Origin of the sequence: Microbacterium oleivorans NBRC 103075 (assembly GCF_001552475.1) — a bacterium.
Lineage (GTDB): Bacteria > Actinomycetota > Actinomycetes > Actinomycetales > Microbacteriaceae > Microbacterium > Microbacterium oleivorans.
The window spans coordinates 1-19,907 of sequence record NZ_BCRG01000016.1 but is presented as its reverse complement, the minus strand read 5'-3'; the positions used below and the strand labels follow the sequence as shown (position 1 = coordinate 19,907).

The 19,907-nt window shown below is 69.3% G+C and carries 19 protein-coding genes and 1 pseudogene; 10 read left to right on the top strand and 10 right to left on the bottom strand.

Annotated features, from left to right (window positions below; genetic code table 11):
* Nucleotides 1–34: 34 nt before the first annotated feature.
* From MO1_RS14660 to MO1_RS13845, 5 genes are all read right to left on the bottom strand, one after another.
* Nucleotides 35–208: a hypothetical protein gene (locus tag MO1_RS14660; protein WP_157526451.1), complete on the bottom strand. Its 174-nt coding sequence runs from the start codon at nt 206–208 to the stop codon at nt 35–37.
* Between the two features lie 212 nt (nt 209–420).
* The gene (locus tag MO1_RS13860) at nt 421–2,595 is read right to left on the bottom strand and encodes a heavy metal translocating P-type ATPase (protein ID WP_255209280.1); all 2,175 of its coding nucleotides are present in this window, start codon (nt 2,593–2,595) and stop codon (nt 421–423) included.
* A complete protein-coding gene (locus MO1_RS13855; RefSeq protein WP_060916350.1) occupies nt 2,592–2,879 on the bottom strand; it encodes a heavy-metal-associated domain-containing protein in 288 nt (95 codons plus the stop codon). The genes MO1_RS13860 and MO1_RS13855 overlap by 4 nt, the downstream gene beginning before the upstream one ends.
* Before the next feature lie 26 nt (nt 2,880–2,905).
* The gene (locus MO1_RS13850; RefSeq protein ID WP_018187744.1) at nt 2,906–3,187 is read right to left on the bottom strand and encodes a metal-sensitive transcriptional regulator; all 282 of its coding nucleotides are present in this window, start codon (nt 3,185–3,187) and stop codon (nt 2,906–2,908) included.
* Nucleotides 3,188–3,234: 47 nt separating this feature from the next.
* A complete protein-coding gene (locus tag MO1_RS13845; RefSeq protein ID WP_060916349.1) occupies nt 3,235–3,939 on the bottom strand; it encodes a FadR/GntR family transcriptional regulator in 705 nt (234 codons plus the stop codon).
* A gap of 138 nt (nt 3,940–4,077) precedes the next feature.
* On the opposite strand from MO1_RS13845, the gene MO1_RS13840 reads away from it, so the two are divergent.
* The 7 genes from MO1_RS13840 (at nt 4,078) to MO1_RS13810 (ending at nt 11,116) form a co-directional block, all read left to right on the top strand.
* Nucleotides 4,078–5,460: a GntP family permease gene (locus tag MO1_RS13840; protein WP_060916348.1), complete on the top strand. Its 1,383-nt coding sequence runs from the start codon at nt 4,078–4,080 to the stop codon at nt 5,458–5,460.
* A complete protein-coding gene (locus MO1_RS13835; RefSeq protein ID WP_036311328.1) occupies nt 5,453–6,220 on the top strand; it encodes an SDR family oxidoreductase in 768 nt (255 codons plus the stop codon). The genes MO1_RS13840 and MO1_RS13835 overlap by 8 nt, the downstream gene beginning before the upstream one ends.
* 17 nt (nt 6,221–6,237) lie before the next feature.
* Nucleotides 6,238–7,260: an L-idonate 5-dehydrogenase gene (locus tag MO1_RS13830; RefSeq protein ID WP_060916347.1), complete on the top strand. Its 1,023-nt coding sequence runs from the start codon at nt 6,238–6,240 to the stop codon at nt 7,258–7,260.
* Nucleotides 7,257–7,757, top strand: coding sequence for a gluconokinase (locus tag MO1_RS13825; protein ID WP_036311323.1), 501 nt, complete (start codon nt 7,257–7,259; stop codon nt 7,755–7,757). The genes MO1_RS13830 and MO1_RS13825 overlap by 4 nt, the downstream gene beginning before the upstream one ends.
* A gap of 70 nt (nt 7,758–7,827) precedes the next feature.
* Nucleotides 7,828–8,736 (top strand): NmrA family NAD(P)-binding protein, encoded by a 909-nt coding sequence (locus MO1_RS13820; protein ID WP_036311321.1) that lies wholly within the window; start codon nt 7,828–7,830, stop codon nt 8,734–8,736.
* Between the two features lie 155 nt (nt 8,737–8,891).
* Complete coding sequence (locus MO1_RS13815; protein ID WP_082724434.1) at nt 8,892–9,731, top strand: UbiA family prenyltransferase; 840 nt, start codon at nt 8,892–8,894, stop codon at nt 9,729–9,731.
* Entirely contained in the window at nt 9,728–11,116 is a 1,389-nt protein-coding gene (locus tag MO1_RS13810) for a phytoene desaturase family protein (RefSeq protein WP_060916346.1), read from the top strand. Before MO1_RS13815 ends, MO1_RS13810 begins: the two co-directional genes overlap by 4 nt.
* 6 nt (nt 11,117–11,122) lie before the next feature.
* Here MO1_RS13810 and MO1_RS13805 read toward each other — a convergent pair whose 3' ends face one another.
* From MO1_RS13805 to MO1_RS13790, 4 genes are all read right to left on the bottom strand, one after another.
* Entirely contained in the window at nt 11,123–11,695 is a 573-nt protein-coding gene (locus MO1_RS13805; protein WP_060916345.1) for a dihydrofolate reductase family protein, read from the bottom strand.
* A gap of 25 nt (nt 11,696–11,720) precedes the next feature.
* Nucleotides 11,721–12,347, bottom strand: a complete 627-nt coding sequence (locus tag MO1_RS13800; protein ID WP_060916344.1) for a hypothetical protein — start codon at nt 12,345–12,347, stop codon at nt 11,721–11,723.
* A 46-nt stretch (nt 12,348–12,393) separates the two neighbouring features.
* Nucleotides 12,394–14,355 carry an MDR family MFS transporter gene (locus MO1_RS13795; RefSeq protein WP_060916343.1) on the bottom strand — a complete coding sequence of 654 codons (1,962 nt, stop codon included), beginning with the start codon at nt 14,353–14,355 and terminating at the stop codon, nt 12,394–12,396.
* 235 nt (nt 14,356–14,590) lie between these two features.
* Complete coding sequence (locus MO1_RS13790; RefSeq protein WP_060916342.1) at nt 14,591–15,292, bottom strand: TetR/AcrR family transcriptional regulator; 702 nt, start codon at nt 15,290–15,292, stop codon at nt 14,591–14,593.
* Nucleotides 15,293–15,398: 106 nt separating this feature from the next.
* On the opposite strand from MO1_RS13790, the gene MO1_RS13785 reads away from it, so the two are divergent.
* Nucleotides 15,399–16,067 (top strand): SDR family NAD(P)-dependent oxidoreductase, encoded by a 669-nt coding sequence (locus tag MO1_RS13785; protein ID WP_036311311.1) that lies wholly within the window; start codon nt 15,399–15,401, stop codon nt 16,065–16,067.
* A gap of 131 nt (nt 16,068–16,198) precedes the next feature.
* Here MO1_RS13785 and dnaB read toward each other — a convergent pair whose 3' ends face one another.
* Nucleotides 16,199–17,569: a replicative DNA helicase gene (gene dnaB, locus MO1_RS13780; protein WP_036311309.1), complete on the bottom strand. Its 1,371-nt coding sequence runs from the start codon at nt 17,567–17,569 to the stop codon at nt 16,199–16,201.
* 451 nt (nt 17,570–18,020) lie between these two features.
* On the opposite strand from dnaB, the gene MO1_RS13775 reads away from it, so the two are divergent.
* Both MO1_RS13775 and MO1_RS13770 read left to right on the top strand, forming a co-directional pair.
* Nucleotides 18,021–19,127, top strand: a complete 1,107-nt coding sequence (locus tag MO1_RS13775; RefSeq protein ID WP_060916341.1) for a hypothetical protein — start codon at nt 18,021–18,023, stop codon at nt 19,125–19,127.
* Nucleotides 19,128–19,222: 95 nt separating this feature from the next.
* Nucleotides 19,223–19,907: pseudogene (locus MO1_RS13770) on the top strand (DUF320 domain-containing protein); the annotation flags it as partial.

The window sequence follows — 19,907 nt, the reverse complement described above, 5'->3', positions numbered from 1 at the left end:
GAGAGGCGCGCGAGATCGACCGGTCACGCGACGGTCATCGGCCGCTGGTGGCAGATGTCCGCAGGGCGAGATAGGCGCCCGGGCCGATGAGCGTCGCGCCCGCGACGAGTCCGATGAGGGCGTTGTCGGTGATCAGACCGACCGCGAAGGCGAGGATAACGGCGGCCGTCGCTCCCGCTGAGGCTCGAGACAGCTGAGTGATGTCCATGCCCCCGACGGTAGGCCGAGGCTCCATCCGCTGCCTCCCCCGAGCGGGGGATTGCGGGGCTCCCGCCGCTTTCGGAGTACGCCGATGCAAGAGATCCGACGCGACACCCCGGTGAGGGATGCCGCGGTCCGGCGTGTCGGCCGCGATCTATTGCATCCGCGCACGGCACCACGCACGCCGCGCGCGCACCGCGCCCGCGAGCGACACCACCCTCAGCCCCGGCTCGACCCCTGGAACCCGCGCAGCCGCAGGCTGTTCGTCACCACGAACACCGACGACAGTGCCATCGCCGCCGCCGCGACGAGCGGGTTCAGCAGCGCGGCCATCGCGAGCGGGATCGCCGCGACGTTGTACGCGAAGGCCCAGAACAGGTTGCCCTTGATGATCCCGAGGGTCCGCCGGGCTAGGCGCACCGCATCGGCGACGACGACCAGGTCGCCCGAAACGACGGTGATGTCGGATGCCGCGATCGCCGCATCCGTCCCGCCGCCCATCGCGATGCCGAGGTCGGCGGCCGCGAGCGCCGCGGCGTCGTTGACGCCGTCGCCCGCCATCGCGACGACCCGGCCCTCGCCCTGCAGGCGGCGGATCGTGTCGAGCTTGCCCGCCGGAGTCACACCCGCTTCGACGCGCTCGATGCCGACCTCGGCGGCGACGCGCGACGCCGACGAGGCGGTGTCGCCGGTGAGCAGGATCGGCTCGAGACCGAGTTCACGGAACCGGGCGATCGCCGCCGCGCTCGAGGGCTTGACCGTGTCGGCGACGACGATCGCGCCGAGGTACGCACCGTCACGGGCGACCGCGACCACCGTTCCCTCGGGCAGATCGGCGGGCACCTCGACGGCCCACTGCTCCGCGAGCCACGACGGCCGGCCGGCGACGACCGCGGCGCCATCGACGACCCCCTGCACACCGAAACCGGCGTGCGACTGGAACGACTCAACGCGTCCCGCCGGCGCGGCTTCGACGATGGCGCGAGCGACCGGGTGCTCCGATCCCGCCTCGACGGATGCCGCCACGGCGAGCAGTTCCTCGCGAGAGACACCCGCAGGCAGCACGTCGGTGACGCTCATGCGTCCCGTCGTGACGGTGCCGGTCTTGTCGAGGACGATCGTGTCGACGGTGCGGGTCTGCTCGAGCACCTGAGGTCCGCGGATCAGGATGCCGAGCTGCGACCCCCGTCCGGTGCCGACCAGCAGGGCGGTCGGGGTCGCGAGCCCCAGCGCGCACGGGCACGCGATGATGAGCGTCGCGACCGCGGCAGTGAAGGCGAGTTCCCACGGCGCGCCGGCGATCGTCCAGCCGACGAGGGCGGCGAGCGCGAGCCCGATCACGACGGGGACGAAGACGGCCGACACCCGGTCGGCGAGGCGCTGCACGTCAGCCTTGCCGGTCTGCGCCTCCTCCATGAGCCGCCGCATCCGGGCGAGTTCGGTGTCGGCACCGACGCGCGTGATCTGCACCTCGAGTCGACCGCCGACGTTGATCGTCGCGCCGACGACGCGCGAGCCCTCGGCGACCTCGACCGGCATCGACTCGCCGGTCAGCATGCTCGCGTCGACGCTGCTCATCCCCGCGGTGACGAGTCCGTCCGACGGGATCTTCTCGCCGGGGCGCACGACGACCGTGTCACCTACGACGAGCTGCGAGACCGGCACGCGCGTCTCGACACCGTTTTGCAGCTTCGCGGCATCCGTCGCCCCGAGTTCGAGCAGTGCGCGCAGCGCCTCGGACGATGCCCGCTTCGCGCGGGCCTCGATGTACCGGCCCGCGAGGATGAACACCGTGACGAGGGCCGCGACTTCGAGGTAGATCTCGTGCCCGCCCGCCCGCGGCGCACCGACGAGCGTGAAGGTCATCGTCATGCCGGGCATGCCGGCGCCGCCGAAGAAGAGCGCGTAGAGCGACCAGCCGAGCGAGGCGATCACGCCGAGGCTGATGAGGGTGTCCATCGTCGCGGCGCCGTGGCGCAAGTTGACGGCGGCCGCCCGGTGGAACGGCCACGCACCCCAGACCGCGACGGGAGCGGCGAGCGTCAGCGCGAGCCACTGCCAGTTCTCGAACTGCAGCGCCGGGATCATCGACATCACGGCGACCGGCAGCGACAGCGCGGCGCTGATCAGCAGCCGCTGGCGGAGCGGCTTCGTCTCGTCATCCCGCTCGGCCGTCTCGGGCTCGGGGGCCGGCACCGTCGCGCCGTACCCCGCCGCCTCGACCGTCGCGATGAGCTGCGTCGTCTCGACGCCATCCGCCCGCACGCGCGCCTTCTCGGTCGCGTAGTTGACGGATGCCTCGACGCCGGGCAACTTGTTGAGTTTCCGCTCGATCCGGGTGGCGCACGAGGCGCACGTCATCCCCGAGATGTCGAGCTCGACGTCGGTGCTCACGCGGACACCCGGGTGTATCCGGCCTCCTCGATGGCGGCGGTCAGGGCGTCGTCGTCGAGGGGGGTCGCGCTGTGCACGGTGACGTGCGAGGTACCGCCGGCGACGAGGTCGACGGACACGGCCTCGACACCGTCGATCTCTGAGAGCTCCTCGCGGACGCTAGCGGCGCAATGCGCACACGTCATCCCGGCGACGAGGAGTTCTTCGTTGACGGCGGATGCCGGTGCCGCAGCGGACGCGGATGTGGAGACGTCGGTGAGTCCGAGCTGGGTGCGGTCGGTCATCTCATTTCCTCCGGGAGTGTGTGAGTTCAGGAGCGGACGAGACGCGCGATCGCGTCGTTCGCCTCGCGGATCTTGTCGGCGGCAACCTGGCCGCCTTCGGCGCTCGCCTCGGCGACGCAGTGGCTGAGGTGATCCGACAGCAGCGACAGTGCGACGGTCTCGAGCGCCTTCGTCGCGGCGGAGACCTGCGTGAGGATGTCGATGCAGTACTTGTCCTCGTCGACCATGCGCGCGATGCCGCGCACCTGACCTTCAACGCGGCGGAGCCGCTTCTGCAGGTCGTCCTTGTTCGCGTCGTACCCGTTCATGCTGGATACGGTACCCCCCTAGGGTATGCGCGTCAAGCGTCCGCGGGTCAGACTTCCTCGACCTCGCCGGAGACGAGGGTCAGGTGCTCCCGGGCCGAGGCCTCCGCGTCGGCGCCGCGCCCGTCGCGGATCGCCTGGGCCGTCGCGAGGTGAGCCTCGAGGGTGCCGACGCGCGGCATCCCGGGCGTCAGCCCTCGCACCGATCGGCCGCGCAGGATCTCGGCGATGGGGTCACCGAGCTTCTCGAAGAGAGCGTTGCCCGAGGCTTTCAGCAGCAGCCGGTGGTAGGCGATGTCGGCATCGAGATACTCGTCCGAGTCGCCGAGCCCCTGACTTCCGAGGTCGCTGAGCAGCGTGGCCCACCGCACGAGCTCGTCGCGATCGGCATCCCCCGCCCGTTCCGCGGCCAGCCGGGCGGCGACGGGTTCGACGGCGACGCGCAGGTCGGTCAGCTCGATCAGCACGTCGCGCCGGCGCGGACTGTCGAGCGACCACTCGATGATGTCCGCGTTGAGGATGTCCCACTCCGCCTGCGGACGGACGACGAGCCCGACGCGGCGACGCGAGGTCAGCAGCCCGTGCGCTTCGAGGACCCGGACCGCTTCGCGCACGACCGTCCGCGATGCAGTGAACGACTCCTCGAGACCGGCGAGGGTCAGCCCGGTTCCGGGCGGCAGCTCACCGCCGACGATCCTCCGGCCGAGGGTCTCGACGATGTGAGCGTGGGATGCGGTGGTGGCAGGCGTGGGCATCGGTGTCCTTCGTAGCGATGCTCACGCTACCGCGAAAAGTACGATCATTCGCTTGCGAAAGGTACTACTTATGTGGCACCGTGGGCTCGCTGCCGGGAATGGCCCCGGCACCGGGACGATTCACTGGAGAACACACCCATGGATGAGTGGACGCAAACACTCGGAGCGCTACCGCTCCTCCTGATCGCGGCCGGAGCGGTCGCCCTGATCCTCCTGCTCATCATCAAGGTGCGCCTGCACGCGTTCATCGTGCTGGTGCTGGTCTCGCTGCTCACGGCGCTGGCCACCGGCATCCCCATCGGCAGCATCGGCAAGGTGCTGATCGACAGCTTCAGTTCCACGGTGGGCACGGTCGCGCTCCTCGTCGGTTTCGGAGCGATGCTCGGCGCCCTCATCGAGAGCTCGGGTGGCGCCCGCGTGCTCGCCGAGAAGATGGTCTCGGTCTTCGGCGAGAAGCGAGCCGCGATCGCCCTCAGCGTCGCGTCGCTCCTCATGGGCTTCCCGATGTTCTTCGACGCCGGCCTCGTCGTCATGCTGCCGATCATCTTCGCGGTGGCCCGGCGCATCGGCGGCAAGCACATGCTGCTCTACGGCATCTCGGCCGCCGCCGCCTTCTCGGTCATGCACGTCTTCGTGCCGCCGCACCCCGGCCCCATCACGGCCAGCGAGACCTACGGCGCCAACCTCGGCCTCGTCCTGCTCATCGGCCTCGTCGTCGCGATCCCCACCTGGTACCTCAGTGGTTACCTCTGGGCGCGCTTCATCGACCGCCGCATCCCGCTCGCCATCCCGCGCCTGTTCGGCGAGGACGTCGAGCCCACGAACCCGCCGACGGCCGGCACCGTCATCGGCGTCATCGCCATCCCGCTGGTCCTGATCCTCCTCAACACCGGTTCCGCCGCGCTCGTCTCGTCCGGAGCCGTCGACGGCACCGCCGTCTGGGTGCAGGCGCTCGGCCTCATAGGGACGAGCCAGGTCGCCCTGCTCATCGCGGTGCTCGTCGCCCTGTTCGTCCTCGGCACCCGCCGCGGTGTCGGCGGCAGCGCTCTGGACAAGATCGTCGAGTCCTCGCTGGGGCCGATCTGCTCGGTCGTCCTCATCACCGGCGCCGGTGGCATGTTCGGCGGCGTCCTTCGCGCCTCGGGCATCGGCGACGCGCTCTCGGACTCGCTCGCCTCGATCGGTGTGCCGGTCATCTTCGCCGCCTACATCATCGCCGTCCTCCTCCGCGTGGCGCAGGGTTCGGCCACGGTCGCCCTCGTGACCGCCGCGGGCCTCGTCGCCCCGGCCGTGGTCTCCGGCGGCTTCAACCCGCTGCAGGTCGCCTGCATCGTGCTCGCCACCGCCGCCGGCTCGGTCTTCGCCGGTCACGTCAACGACTCCGGCTTCTGGCTCGTCGGTCGCCTCATGGGCATGGACGTCAAGACGACGCTCAAGACGTGGACCGTGCAGCAGGCCATCGAATCGGTCGTCGGCTTCCTCATCGTGCTCGGCATCTTCGGCGCGGTGTCCCTTGTCTGACGTCTTCGACCTCACCGGACGCCTGGCTCTCGTGACGGGGTCGTCGCGAGGACTCGGCCAGAGCCTCGCGGTCGGCCTCGCCGACGCGGGCGCCCGCGTCGTCATCCACGGCCGCGACGGCGAGGCGATCGAACGCAGCGCCGACACGATCGCCGAGCGCACCGGCATCCGTCCCGAGACGACCCTGTTCGACGTCACGGATGCCGCGGCTGTCGAAGCCTCGATCGGCGAGCTGACCGAGCGGGTCGGGACCCCCGACATCCTGGTCAACAACGCCGGCATCCAGCGACGCGCGCCGTTCGCGGAGTTCCCGGTCGCGGACTGGGATGCCGTCATCTCGAGCAACCTGTCGAGCGCGTTCTACGTGTCGCGCTTCGTGGCCCCCGGCATGATCGCCCGGGGCTCGGGCAAGATCATCAACATCGCCTCGGTGCAGTCGCTGCTCGGACGACAAACCATCGCTCCCTACGCCGCGAGCAAGGGCGGCGTCGCCCAGCTCAGTCGCGGGATGGCAGCGGATCTGGCGCGCCACGGCATCCAGGTCAACACGCTGTCACCGGGATACTTCGCCACGGAGATGAACGCGGCGCTCGTCGCCGACGCGGACTTTTCGGACTGGGTCGCTCAGCGCACCCCGGCTGGCCGCTGGGGCGACGTCGAGGAGCTGCGCGGACCGCTCGTCTTCCTGGCGTCGGCGGCGAGCAACTTCGTGAACGGCCAGAACCTGTTCGTCGACGGCGGCATGACCGCGGTCGTCTGATCTGAGGAGTGACACACATGGATGCAGTCGTCATCGGCGGCAAGCTCGATCTCACCGTCGCGGACCATCCCGTCCCTGTCCCCGATGCGGGACAGGTGCGGGTCCGCGTCGGGTACGTCGGGATCTGCGGGTCGGATCTCCACTACTACTCCGAGGGTGCCAACGGCGCGTTCGTCGTCACGGAGCCGTTGATCCCGGGGCACGAGCTCTCGGGGTGGGTCGACCTCGACCCCGACGGTCGCTTCGCGCCCGGCACGCCGGTGACGGTGCACCCCGCCCGGTTCGGTCCCGAGGGGTCGACCCCCGTCGCGCCGCACCTGCGTCCGGGCGGCAGCTACCTCGGCAGCGCGGCCACGACCCCGCACACGCAGGGCGCCATGAGCGAGTACCTGGTGGTGGATGCCGGAATGATCCGCACCCTGCCCACCGACCTCCCCGTGCGCCGGGCCGTTCTCGCCGAGCCGCTGGCTGTCGCCCTGCACGGCGCCAGCCGCGCCGGCTCGCTCGAGGGGGCACGCGTGCTCGTCTGCGGCGCCGGTCCCATCGGACTGCTCGCGGTCGTCGCCGCGCAGGAGGCGGGAGCGGCGAGCGTCGAGATCACCGACCTGCTGCCCGAGCCGCTGGAGCGCGCACGGGCGCTCGGGGCCGACGGCGTCTGGCGCGTCGGACAGGATGAGATCCCGTCCGACACGTATGACGTCGTCCTCGAGTGCTCCGGTGCCGCACCCGCGGTGTCGTCCGCGATCGCCGCCGTCCGCCGTCGAGGCACCATCGTGCAGATCGGGATGCTGCCGAACCAGCCGGTCGGCGTGAACATCGCCCCGCTCATCTCCAAGGAGGCGACGCTCACCGGTGCCTTCCGCTTCCTCGACGAGATCGACGAGGCGATCGAGGTCCTGCGGCGTCGCCCCGAGATCGAGGCCGTCATCACCCACGAGTTCCGCCCCGACGCGGCCGTCGACGCGTTCGAGACCGCACGGCGCTCCGCCGAGAGCAGCAAGGTCGTCGTCGCTATGAACTCTGCGAAGGTGGAATCGTGAGCACTGCACCGCGCGTCGTCGTCATGGGTCCGAGCGGATCGGGCAAGACCGCCGTCGGCGCGGCCCTCGCTGTCGACCTCGGCGTGGACTTCGTCGATGCGGACGATCTGCACCCCGCTGCCAACGTCGAGAAGATGGAAGCGGGTCACCCGCTCGACGACGATGATCGCGCGCCCTGGCTCGACATCGTCGGACAGACCCTCGCCGAGGCGCCGGGCCTCGTCGTCGCATGCTCCGCCCTCGCGCGGCGCTACCGCGACCGGATCCGCGCCGCCGCTCCCGACGTGCGCTTCGTCGAGTTGGTCGTCTCGCCCGAGGAGCTGGACCGTCGGATGCGGTCGCGTCAGCACTTCATGCCGCCGGCGCTCCTGGCCTCGCAGCTCGCGACCCTCGAGCACCTCGGGGCGGACGAACCGGGCGTCGCGGTCGAGAACGTCGGACGGATCCTCGACGTCGCGCGCCGCGCCCGGATCGCGCTCGACCAGCCCGCAGGCTGAACGGCGGCATCCCGTGGGCGGCGAGCGCAACCCCTCGTCGTGACGGAACGGATGCTGTCAGGATGAGCTCGTGACCACCACCGTTCTCGTCGCCGGCGCAACCGGCGACATCGGCAGCCGCATCTCCCGCGAACTCCTGTCCCACGACGTCCAGCTCCGGGTGCTGACCCGCCCCGGAAGCTCAACCGCGGCAAAGCTGTTCGGCGACGACGCGCGGGTCGAGGTCGTGACCGCCGACTACGCGGACCACGACGCGCTCGTGGCCGCGGCATCCGGTGTCGACGTCGTCGTCTCGGCGCTCAGCGGCATCCGGCCGGTCATCGTCGACGCGCAGCGCGCACTCCTCGCCGCGGCGGTCGCGGCCGGGGTGCCCCGCTTCCTCCCGTCGGACTACTCCGCCGACTACCGGCGCCTCACCCCGGGGACCAACCGCAACCTCGAGCTGCGCCGCGAGTTCGCCGCGGACCTCGACGCGGCGCCGATCCAGGCGACGTCGGTGCTGAACGGCATGTTCACCGAACTGCTCGCCGGTCAGGCACCGATGATCCTCCGCGATCGCAAACGCGTGCTGTTCTGGTCGTCGGCCGACCAGATGCTCGACGTCACCACGAAGGACGACACCGCTCGGACCGTCGCCCTGGTCGCCCTCGATTCGGACGCCCCTCGCGTCGTCGAGGTCGCCGGCGACCGGATCACCGCCCGCCAGGTGGCGGAGCTCGCCTCCGAGCTCAGTGGCGAGACGTTCAAACTGCAGTGGGCGGGCACGACGAGGACGCTCTCGGCGATGGCCGCGGTGGGACGACGCCTCTCGCGCGACCCCGACGAGACGTTCCCCGCCTGGCAGGGGATGCAGTACTTCGTGAGCATGTTCAGCGGCGAGGGCGAACTGCGCCACGTGGACAACGAGCGCTACGGACGTCAGACCTGGACGACGGCCCGCGACATCCTGAAGCCCTGGTTGTCGGGCACCCGCGCCTGATCCGCACCCCCCGAACCCCCGGCGCAAGAGCGGCCGGGGGTTCGTTCACGCCGCATACAATCGCGGGACACGGTCGTCCGCGCCGTCGCCACCCGAGGAGTCCCGCTATCGACCATCAGCCCGCCCCGACTTCCCGCGTCTCGGCGCGGTCGACGATCGGTCGCCTGGTCCACATCTCGCGCCCGGTCCTGTGGATCAACACCATCGGCACGGGCGTCCTCGGAATGTGGCTCACGGGGCAGCTGCTGGATGTCGCGGCGATCCCGCTCCTTCTCTGGCTGACGCTGCCGTTCAACCTGCTGATCTACGGCGTGAACGACATCTTCGACCAGGAGACCGACGCGCTGAACCCGCGGAAGGGCTCGATCGAGGGGGCGCGGATCGAGCAGCGCGAGGTACGCCTGATCGTCTGGGCCGTCGCCATCACGAACGTCCCGTTCCTCCTCTGGTTCGTCATCGCGTACCCACCCGCAGCAGTCGGGCTGATCCTCCTCTACACGCTGGTGTTCGTCTTCTACTCCGCGCCGCCGCTCCGCTTCAAGCAGCGTCCCTTCCTCGATTCGCTGAGCAACGCCGCCTACGGGCTTCCGCTCCTGATCGTTCCGGTCGCGCTCGGCGCGCCGCCGCTCTGGCCCGCTGTCATCGGCCTGCTCGCCTGGAGCGTCGCGAAGCACGCCTACGACGCGGTGCAGGACATCGACGAGGATCGCGAGGCCGGCATCCGGACGACCGCGGTCCTCCTCGGACCCCGCGGGACCGCGGTGTGGAGCGGATGCTGGTGGCTCGTATCCACCGCCTTGTTCGCCCTCGTCAGCGTCCCGGTCGCGGCGCTGAACCTCGCGATCGCCGGCGTCCTCGTCGTGTGGATGCTGCTGCGCCCCACCCCCGCAACCGGCCGTCGCCTGTACCCGGTGTCGATCGCGTTCCCCTACGTCGCCGGGTCGCTGGCGAGCGGACTGCAGCTGGCCAAGATGTTCTTCGAGGTGTACGGATGAGCCGGATCGTCGTCATCGGAGCGGGGCTCGGAGGGCTGGCGGCATCCGCTCTGCTGGCCCGCGCCGGACACGACGTGACCCTCCTCGAAAGGGCCGCGACCGTCGGCGGCAAGAGCCGACGGCTCGACGTCGACGGCGAGCGCATCGACTCCGGCCCCTCGCTCGTGACGTTCCCCGGGGTGTGGGACGAGCTGTGCGCCCGCCTCGGCGCCGACCCCGGTGAGATCGAACTGGAACGCCTGCCCGAGGTCGGCCGCTACTACTACGACGGCGAGGAGGTCATCCTCCCCGTGCCGCCGGAGCACCCCTGGTACCCGGCGTGGCGGCGGTTCAGCGACGAGCATGCGCCGCTCGCCGACGATGTGACGGCGCTCCTCGTCGCCGATCCGCTCGACCGGCGGTCGCTGCCGGCCCTGCGCCGACTGCTCGCGGTCTACGGTCCGCGGCTCAGCACCCGCGCCTACCTCGACAGCCTCACCTGGATGCCCGACGGCCTCCGCGAGATCATCGCGATCCACACGCTCAACGCCGGCGTTCCGCCGGAGCGCACACCCGCGCTCTACGCGAGCATGCCGGCGGTCATGGCGGCATCCGGCGTGTGGGTCCCCCGCGGCGGCGTGTACGAGATCCCGCTGGCGTTGGAGCGAATGGCGGATGCCGCGGGCGTCGACATCCGCACCGACGAGACCGTCACGCGCATCGAGCGCGGGCGCGTCACAACGGCAAGCGGGTCGTTCGCGGCCGACATCGTCGTGAGCGCGCTCGACGCTGACCGGGTGGACGGCCTCCTCGGCAGGCGGCGGCGCGCGCCCCGCGCACTGTCGTGCTCGGCGGTCGCGATCTACGGTGCGTTGCGCCAGCCGCTGCCCGAGCGGATCGCGGCGCACAGCGTCATCCTGCCGACGAAGCCTGACGCGCTCCACCGCAGCCTCGCGGCGGGCGACGAGCCGGCCGACACGATGGCGTTCGTGAACCTGTACCGCGCCGGGCAGGTCTACCCGAACGACCGGAGCACGCTCGCCGTCCTGCTGACCGCGCCGGCCGACGGTTCGGGCTACAGCCTCGAGCACCCGTTCGTGCGGCGCGAGATCGAGCGGATCTCCCGCACGATGGGCCTCGACGAGTTGCTCACCGACTCGATGACGGATGCCGCGGTCCTCGACCCGCAGTACTTCGGCACGTTCGGCGAGCGCCACGGCGCCCTGTACGGCGCCGCGCACCCGCTGTGGATGAGCGGTCCCTTCCACCAGCCTGCGCACCACGACCTCCGGCGGCCGTGGTTGTGGCGGGTCGGCGCCTCGGTGCACCCGGGCGGCGGCATTCCGGCCGTGCTCGGCGGAGCGATGATGGTGGCCGAGAAGCTGCTCCGGCGGCATCCCGCCTGACCCTCGTCAGCCCGCGCGGCGCGCGTACTCCTCGATCGCGACACCCGACGCGAACTCGCGCACGCGCGTCCGCGTGAAGGGGTACTCCGCGGGGGCGGCCTCACCGAACAAGCGGATGCCGGAGCCCAGAGCCACCGGGTGGCGCTTCAGCACGAGGCGGTCGATTTCGGGCAGCAGGGCTCCGGCGAGCTCACCCCCACCGCAGAGCCAGATGTCGGCGCCGTCCTCCTGCTTGAGGGACCGGACGGTCGCCACTGGATCGTTCGTCAGGGTGACCGACGGATCGACCTCGCGCTCCCGACGGCTGGCGACCACTTGCCGGAGGTGCGGGTACGGGCTCGTGATCCCGGCATCCAATGCGGGAATCAGGGTGTTCCAGCCCAAGATCACGGCATCGAACGTCGTGTTCGTGGGGTGGATGCCGACCGCCCGCTGCACGTGCCCGGGCAGGGCGTCGGCGTACTCGCCGAAGATGACGGAGTTGTGGTCGCCCTCGACGAGGAAGGCGTCGTACCCGCCGTTCTCGTCGGCGATGCAGCCGTCGATGCTCACGGCGACGTAGTAGACGAGGTTGCGCATGATGTCTCCTTCGGGGGTCTGCGTGTCAGAGCCAGAGCAGGATGGCGATGGCCAGGATGAGGCCGAGCATGAGCGAGGTCGTCCACGCGGTGGCAGCGGCGAGGGTCCATGCTTCGCGCTCCTGCAGTACGAGGCGGCGCGGGTCGCCCGCAGACAGCTTCTTCGCCGCGCGGTGCGTGTAGACGACGACCGGCGTCGCGAGGATGGCCACCAGGATGAGGCTGAGCAGCTGCATGACGAGACCGCTCTCGCGCCGACCGATCGCGAGGGCCTCCCACGCGGTGGCGAGCGTGCTCGCCGTCTCGCGCGGTCCGCAGAGGGCCACGAGCGCGACGGCACCCACCATGACGATGGACGCACGGAGGGCTCGCTCGCCCCGCGTCGCCGCCGCAATCACCGGACCCGCGCCGGTCGCCTTCGAGAACCCTCGCCGTGCAGCCCGGAGCGAGACGGGCCAGAGGACGACGCCGACGACAGCGGCGATGATCCACGCGAAGACCTGCTCCGGCGAAATCTGCACCCCGAGGTTCTCGGCGAGAAGGATGCCGCCGATCCACGCGCCGATCCCGAGCGGAACGCCGACCCCCACCGCGAGGACCACGATCACGATCTGTACGGCCGGCGGCGGGGTGCGATCGCCTCGCGAGCTCATCCCCCCACTCTAGGAACTCGAGTGGACCCCGCGGGTTCCGCGCGCCTCAGCCGAGCGCGATCGGCTCGGGCTGGCGCTCTGCGTCGGCCGACTCCTGCAGCGCCGACTTCTGGCGAAGCGGCGGGGTGCGGAAGAACAGCGTCAGCACGAAGGCGATCAGGGCGACGCCCATGGCGACCCAGTACACGCTCACCGTCGACTGGTTGAACGACACCAGCAGCGGCTTGGTCAGGCGCGGGTCGGCGCCGTTGAGGAACGACGTGTCGTCCATCGTGCTGTCATCGAAGGATGAGCCGGAAGAGTTCGACATCCCATCGATGATCTGCGGGACGGCCTGGTCGACGAAGGCGCGGCGGGCAGCGGCATCCGAGAAGTCCAGGGTGACCGTGCCGTCGGCCGCCACCTTCGCGACGGGCACCTGCTCGGTGATCTTCGCTCCGGCCTGCGCGATCGCCTGCTGCTCGGCTTGCGTGGTGGCTTGCTGCTGAGCAGCGGCGGGGATCGCGCCGGAGGCCACCTGCTGGGCGACGGCGTCGGCAGCCGCGGCCTTCGCCTCGTCGACGCCCTTCTGCGCGCCGTCGAGCGCGCCGTCGGAGAGCTGCCCGACGAACGGGTCGTAGACCTTCGACATGATCCCGGCGTTGGCGGGCGCGCTCGCGACCGTCGGGTCGAGTGCGGCATCCAGCGCGTCGGCGAGAGTCCCCTGGTCGTTGAAGTTGGTCTGCAGGTTCAGCGGGACGAGCGTGAAAAGCAGCGACAGCAGCACGGCCGTGCCGAGCGTCCCACCGATCTGACGGAAGAACGTCGACCCCGAGGTGGCTACGCCGATGTCGCGCGGGCCGACGGAGTTCTGCGAAGCGATCGTCAGTGTCTGCATGAGCTGACCGAGGCCGAGACCGATGAGGAGCATCGCGCCGGCGATGTGCCAGTACGACGAGTCGTAACGGACGAAGGTCAGCGTGAGGAAGCCCAGCACCATGAAGGCCGTGCCGATGGTCGGGAAGATCCGGTAGTGGCCCGTGCGCGCGATGATCTGACCGCTCACGATCGACGAGATCATGAGCCCCAGGATCATCGGCAGAAGCTGGATGCCGCTCTCCGTGGGCGTCGAGCCGAGCACGAGCTGCAGGTACAGCGGCAGCGTGAGCATCGCGCCGAACATCGCGAAGCCGACGAAGATGCCGATGATCGTCGCCATCGAGAACGTCGACGACCGGAACAGCTTGAGCGGGATGAGTGCGTCGTCCTTCATGCCGCGCTCGATCAGGATGAAGGCGACGATGCCGACGACCCCGATGACGTAGCAGGCGATGGCGATGGGTGAGGTCCAGCCCCACTCACGGCCCTGCTCCGCGATGAGAAGCAGGGGAACGAGCGCGATGATGACCGCCGCCGCACCGAACCAGTCGATGCGCACCCCGCCGTGCGGGTGCCGCGGGATGTGCAGGAACCGCAGGACGACCGCCAGCGCGACGAGGCCGATCGGTACGTTGATCAGGAAGACCCAGCGCCACCCGGCGATGAAGAGGATCTCGCCCGACCCCGCGAAAAGGCCGCCGACGAGCGGGCCGATCACCGAGGAGATGCCGAAGACGGCGAGGAAGTAGCCCTGGTACTTGGCGCGTTCACGGGGGGCGAGGATGTCGCCCATGATTGCCAGCGGCATCGACATGAGGCCGCCGGCGCCGAGGCCCTGGATGGCCCGGAAGGCCGAGAGCTCGATCATCGAGGTCGAGAAGCTCGCGGCGACCGAGCCGACGATGAAGATCGCGATGGCGATGATGAAGAGGGGCCGACGTCCGAAGATGTCGGAGAGCTTGCCGTAGATGGGCGTCGAGATCGTCGACACGATCAGGTACGCGGTCGTCACCCACGCCTGCTCACTGAGGCCGTTGAGGTCGTCGCCGATCGTGCGGATCGCGGTACCGACGACGGTCTGATCGAGCGCGGACAGGAACATGCCCGCCATGAGCCCGAAGATGACGAACAGGATCTGGCGGTGGGTCATCACCGGGGTGCTTCGGGTGGTCGGGCTCGACACGGCAGCAGTGGTCACGGTTCCTCGGAGGGGTGAAGGCCGACAGGGATGCCGCGCGGCGGGTCATGCGCGGCGGGAGGCCGGCGGTGGCCGGCAGAACAAGTTGTGCTTGGTCAACCATAAGGGAGGTGAACCGCTGGGTATTCCCATTTCGTGCCTATCACCTGGTGAGTGGGGAGGATGCGCCTGCCGAGCGCGCCTTCACTCACGGCTCGTGATCGGCTGTCCCTCCGGACTCGGGCGCGTGTGAGGCGAATGCCTCGCGCATTGCGCGGGAAAAATCTTCACCGGATGGTCCGGAGGGCATCTCGGGCAGAGACACTCCGGGATTGGCGAATGCGCGAAGAAGGTGTCCGAGTAGACGGCGCCATGCATCTGGAGCGACCCGAGCGGTGGCACCGACAACTCCCGCGTTGGCCATCAGCGCGAGGACGAGATCTTCGGACCGGAAGTCGTCTCGGAGCCGACCCGACGCCTTGGCACGGTCTATGAGGGTCACGAAGCCCTCGTAAGAGCGCGTCCGAAGCGTCTCGAGTTCGGCAGCGCCGGGCAGCGTCATGGTGAGCACGTCGGCGAAGCCGCGGTCCGTGGCCTGCATCTCGAGTACGGTCTCGACGTATCCCGTGAAACCTCTCCACGGGTCGGGATCCGCGACCGCCGCGGCCGTCGCGGCGACGAACCGACGCATGTGATCGACGAAGACCGCGGCGATCAGTGCTTCTCTGCTCGGGAACCGCCGTGCGAGCGTCGCCTTCCCCACTCCGGCCTCGCGCGCGACCGCTGCCATCGATATGCCCAGTCCCTCGACGGCGTACAGGCGGCGAGCGGCCTCGAGGATCCGCGACCGATTCTGTTCCGCATCGGAGCGAAGCTGGTTCCGTGACGGGTCATCATGCTCGGGAGTCATCTACCGAGGATACTAAGTGGAACGTGCGATCCAAATAATGCTAGTCTCGAGTATATGGACCGCGCGTTCCACTTAATGGGGCGCCCGAACGAGAGGACCGCACCCCATGAGCACTATCGCCGTTATCGGAGCAGGACCGGGCCTGGGGATGGCCATCGCCCGTGAGTTCGGGCGTCACGACTTCGACGTTGCACTGGTGTCCCGCAACCCCGCCAAGCTCGACGGCTACGTGCGGACGCTGACCGACGAGGGCATCGTTGCCGAGGCATTCCCCGCGGACGTCCTCGATCACGCGTCACTGCGCGCCGCCCTGCAGGCTGCCGACCGCCGATTCGGAGGCATCGACGTCCTCGAGTATTCACCGGTCGACGCCGCCGACGGCACTCCCGGTCCGCCGTCGACCGTCACTCCCGCAGCTGTCGAGGCAGCGGTGCGTTCCCAGCTTCTCGGTGCGATGGCCGCAGCCCACGCGGTGCTGCCGGGCATGCAGGAACGAGGATCGGGCACCCTCCTCTTCACAACGGGCGCCGGCTCGGTCACGCCCACGCCCCACTTCGCGGCCGCAAACGCGGGCGGCGCCGCGCTCCGCAACTGGGCGCTCAACCTTCACGGAGAGCTCGAGGGCACCGGCGTGTATGTGGCTCACGTGCCCATCGCCGTCATGATCGACGCGGTCATCCCCGGGTACCCCTCCGCCTCGTCGACCGACATCGCCACCCAGTACTGGCGCCTGCACACCGAACGTGACGCCGCGGAGTACATGTTCACCGCGTGACCCGGCGGTGAAGCATCCTGTCCCCGCGACGGTGGATCGGGCAGGTCGAAAGCACGACGGCCACCGGCGTTCGCCGCCCCGGGAAGCGAGGCCGGTCGGTCGAAAGCGACGCTTCCTTCAATTACACGCAGTCAGTCCATCCCGACGGCCATGTCGGTGAAGCGCGAGAAATGACCCTGGAAGGCGACGACGACCGTGTCGGTCGGGCCGTTACGGTGCTTGGCGACGATGAGGTCGGCCTCGCCGGCGCGGGGGCTGTCCTTCTCGTATGCGGCTTCACGGTGCAGGAGGATGACGATGTCGGCATCCTGCTCGATCGAGCCCGACTCGCGCAGGTCGCTGATGGCGGGCTTCTTGTCGGCGCGCTGCTCGGCGCCACGGTTCAGCTGCGACAGCGCGATGACCGGCACCTGAAGCTCCTTCGCGAGGAGCTTCAGCGCACGCGAGAACTCCGAGACCTCCTGCTGACGCGACTCGACGCGCTTACCGCTCGTCATGAGCTGCAGGTAGTCGATGACGACCATCTCGAGTCCGACGCGCTGCTTGAGCTTTCGGCACTTCGCCCGGATCTCGACGAGCGTCATGTTCGGGCTGTCGTCGATGTAGAGGGGGGCGTCGTTGATGCGGCCGCGGGTCGAGGCGATCGTCGTCCAGTCGCGGCTGTCGAGCATGCCCTTTCGCATGCTCTGCAGCGGAACCGAGCCCTCCGCGCTCATCAGACGCATCGCGATCTCACTCCGACCCATCTCGAGCGAGAAGAAGACCGTAGGTCGGTTGTTCTTGATCGCCGCAGCACGGGCGAAGTCGAGCGCGAGCGTCGACTTACCCATGGCGGGTCGCGCGGCGACGACGACCATCTGTCCACCGTGCAGTCCGTTGGTGAGCTGATCGAGCTGAGCAAACCCCGTCGGGATGCCGGTCATCTGACCGTCGCGTCCGCGAGCGGCCTCGATCTCCTCGACGGCGGCATCCACCGCCACCTGCAGGGGGACGTAATCCTCGGACTGTTCGGCGCCGGTGACGGAGTAGATCTCGGCCTGAGCGCTGTTGACGAGGTCGAGCGCCTCGCCCTGGCCGTTGTACCCCATCTGCACGATGCGGGTGCCCGCCTCGACGAGGCGGCGGAGAAGCGCTCGCTCGCGGACGATCGAGGCGTAGTACGCGGCGTTGGCGGCGGTCGGGACGATCGAGGTGAGGGAGTGCAGGTAGTCGGCACCGCCGGCGCGCTGCAGGTCGCCGGTTTTGATCAGCTCATCGGTGACGGCGACGACGTCGGTGGGCTCACCGTGCGAGTAAAGAGAGAGGACCGCTTCGAAGATCAGCTCGTGCTTCGGCACGTAGAAGTCGGTTCCGCGAAGTGCCTCGATGACGTCGGCGACGGCGTCACCGGAAAGGAGCATGCCGCCGAGCGTGCTCTGCTCGGCGAGCATGTCGTGCGGCGGGGTGCGTTCGGGACCTCGGGATCCGCCGATTCGTGCGTCAGACAAGTCCGCGATCGACATCCAAGCCCCTCTTCCGGGCCCGCTGGAAGACCCTCGCACACGTTATGGAGGGCTTCCGACACACGCAAACCGGCCTGTGGATAACTATGTGGAGAATCTGCGAGAAACGCCGTGGACCCTGTGCACAGACCCTGTGGACAACGCGTGGAATCTCACAAAAGCAATCCCAACAAAATCCATCTGGCCAGGCTTTTTCTTTCCCACAGTCTGTGGATAGATATCCGACCTCAAGTGGCGGTTGAAGGTTCAGGGTTATCCCCACCCATGTGCAGAATCTCGGATTTGTCAAATGAGAAAGTCGGCCGGTTTCCGCGGTCTCTTCGTCCCTCGGCAGGATGCCGGAAGTGCTCTTGTCAAATTCATAGGAAGTGGGTACCGTGTGTGGTCCAGGCACCCCGCAGAACGCGGCCATCACGGCGCGCGTTCCGATGAGACATCGTGGAGGTGACCTGTGCTTACAACGCAACGCGCGTTCGTCCGACTCGGTCTCCTCGCTGCGATCGGATTCGGCGTCGCACTGCTCTGGGTGGCCTTCGCGGTCGTCTTGAGCGCATCGCACGCTCACGCCGCCGACCGCGAAGACGATGGACTGCTCAGCGGGGTGACCAAAGTCGTCGGACAGACCGTCGCACCGGTGACCGACAAGGTCGTGAAGCCCGTCACTTACAAGGTCGTCACGCCCGTGGCCGAGAAGGCGGTCGCACCCGTCATCGAGAAGGTCGTCACGCCCGTCGCCGACAAGGTCGTGAAGCCGGTCGCCGAGAAGATCGTGAAGCCGGTCGCCGCGAAGGCGATCAAGCCCGTCACGGACAAGGTCGTAAGGCCTGTCACAGACAAGGTCGTCCAGCCGGTCGTCGACAAGGTGGTCGCACCCGCTACCGACAAGGTCGTGAAGCCCGTCGTCGACACGGTGGTGAAGCCCGTCACTGACACCGTTCTGCCGCCCGTCGTCACCGTCGTGACGCCCATCACGGACAGTGTCGTGGCTCCTGTCGTGGATGCCGTCCGCCCGGTCGTCGAGCCGGTCGTGGACGCGATCGACCCGGTGATCGACACCGTGCTCCCCCCGGTCGTGGACGCCGTCGACCCCGTGACAGAGCCCGCCGCACCCGGCCTCGGCGTCATTCCCGCTTTCCCTCTTCCGGTGTCGCCGGCGGCGCCCGATGCCGACGCTTCCGCGACCGGCACGACACCCGCCGCGATCGCTGCCGCTGCACCTTCGACGCCCGCTTCCGCCGCCGGGGTGAGCCCCGCCGCTCTGGCAACGCGTGACGCCTTCCAGGTGGCCGTGGCGGCTGGCTCCGCCGTCGACGTATCGTCGACCGCTGCTGGGCCCGCGGCATCCCCCAGGCCTGACACCGCCCCGCCCGCGCCCGCAGCGCCCCTGGCGGGAACCGGTTCTCTGACTTCTACTTCCTCTGGAGGAGCTGCCGGGTTGTTCGCCCTGCTTCCGTTCGGCGTCCCCGTCGCGCACCGTGCCTGGGCGCGACGCGGACGGCCGAACGACGAGCACGGCCTGCCCGCTCCCTTCTTCGACACCGACGTCTCTCCCGACTGACGGGGATTGCGCCGCGCGTTTTCGCGGCACGCATCCCGCACGTCCCGCGTGACGGCGCACCCGCGCCATCCCCAGTCATGTTCCAGGAGAGAGAAATGAACACCATGTTGTCGCGCGCCCTGCTGGGCACGCTTGTCGCCGGGGGGATCACCCTCTTCGGCGCGGCAGCCGCACAGGCTGCAGAACCGACCACCTCAGGAGAAGACGGGCTGCTCTCGGGCACCCAGGCGCTCCTCAACGTCGACGTCCCCATCAGCGTCGGCGACACCGCGATCTCGCTGCTCGGCGACTCGTCCACGAGCTCGAGCGACAAGGGATCCTCCCCGGCTCCGTCGCGCGATTCGGGCTCTGCATCCACCAGCGGCTCCGACGGTGCTGCCTCCGGCTCGCAGGCGATCATCAACGTCTCCGTCCCCGTCACCGTGAAGGACACGGCGGTCTCGGTCATCGGTGACAGCTCGACGAAGAGCACGGATGCCGCACCTGCCGCACCCGCAAAGGAGCCCGCCAAGGCTCCCGCAGCGTCGACCAGCGGGTCCGACGGCATCGGGTCAGGCACGCAGGTCGTCGCCCCCGTGAAGGCCCCGGTGACCGTCAAGGACACCGCGGTGTCGGTCATCGGTGACAGCAAGACCGAGAGCACGGATGCCGCGGCCCCGGCCGCACCGTCGTCGCCCGCACCGTCGGTCACCACCGACGGCTCCGACGGCGCCGTCTCCGGAACGCAGGTCGTCGCGCCGATCACCGTCCCCGTGACGGTCGAGGACGTCGCGATCTCGA

Coding starts and splice junctions, on each gene's coding strand:
- MO1_RS13845 (WP_060916349.1), bottom strand. CDS start 3,939: ATGCCCACGCCTGCCACCACCGCATCCCACGCTCACATCGTCGAGACC.
- MO1_RS13790 (WP_060916342.1), bottom strand. CDS start 15,292: ATGACTCCCGAGCATGATGACCCGTCACGGAACCAGCTTCGCTCCGAT.
- MO1_RS13840 (WP_060916348.1), top strand. CDS start 4,078: ATGGATGAGTGGACGCAAACACTCGGAGCGCTACCGCTCCTCCTGATC.
- MO1_RS13800 (WP_060916344.1), bottom strand. CDS start 12,347: ATGAGCTCGCGAGGCGATCGCACCCCGCCGCCGGCCGTACAGATCGTG.
- dnaB (WP_036311309.1), bottom strand. CDS start 17,569: ATGTCGATCGCGGACTTGTCTGACGCACGAATCGGCGGATCCCGAGGT.
- MO1_RS13795 (WP_060916343.1), bottom strand. CDS start 14,355: ATGACCCACCGCCAGATCCTGTTCGTCATCTTCGGGCTCATGGCGGGC.
- MO1_RS13805 (WP_060916345.1), bottom strand. CDS start 11,695: ATGCGCAACCTCGTCTACTACGTCGCCGTGAGCATCGACGGCTGCATC.
- MO1_RS13810 (WP_060916346.1), top strand. CDS start 9,728: ATGAGCCGGATCGTCGTCATCGGAGCGGGGCTCGGAGGGCTGGCGGCA.
- MO1_RS14660 (WP_157526451.1), bottom strand. CDS start 208: ATGGACATCACTCAGCTGTCTCGAGCCTCAGCGGGAGCGACGGCCGCC.
- MO1_RS13785 (WP_036311311.1), top strand. CDS start 15,399: ATGAGCACTATCGCCGTTATCGGAGCAGGACCGGGCCTGGGGATGGCC.
- MO1_RS13850 (WP_018187744.1), bottom strand. CDS start 3,187: ATGAACGGGTACGACGCGAACAAGGACGACCTGCAGAAGCGGCTCCGC.
- MO1_RS13830 (WP_060916347.1), top strand. CDS start 6,238: ATGGATGCAGTCGTCATCGGCGGCAAGCTCGATCTCACCGTCGCGGAC.
- MO1_RS13855 (WP_060916350.1), bottom strand. CDS start 2,879: ATGACCGACCGCACCCAGCTCGGACTCACCGACGTCTCCACATCCGCG.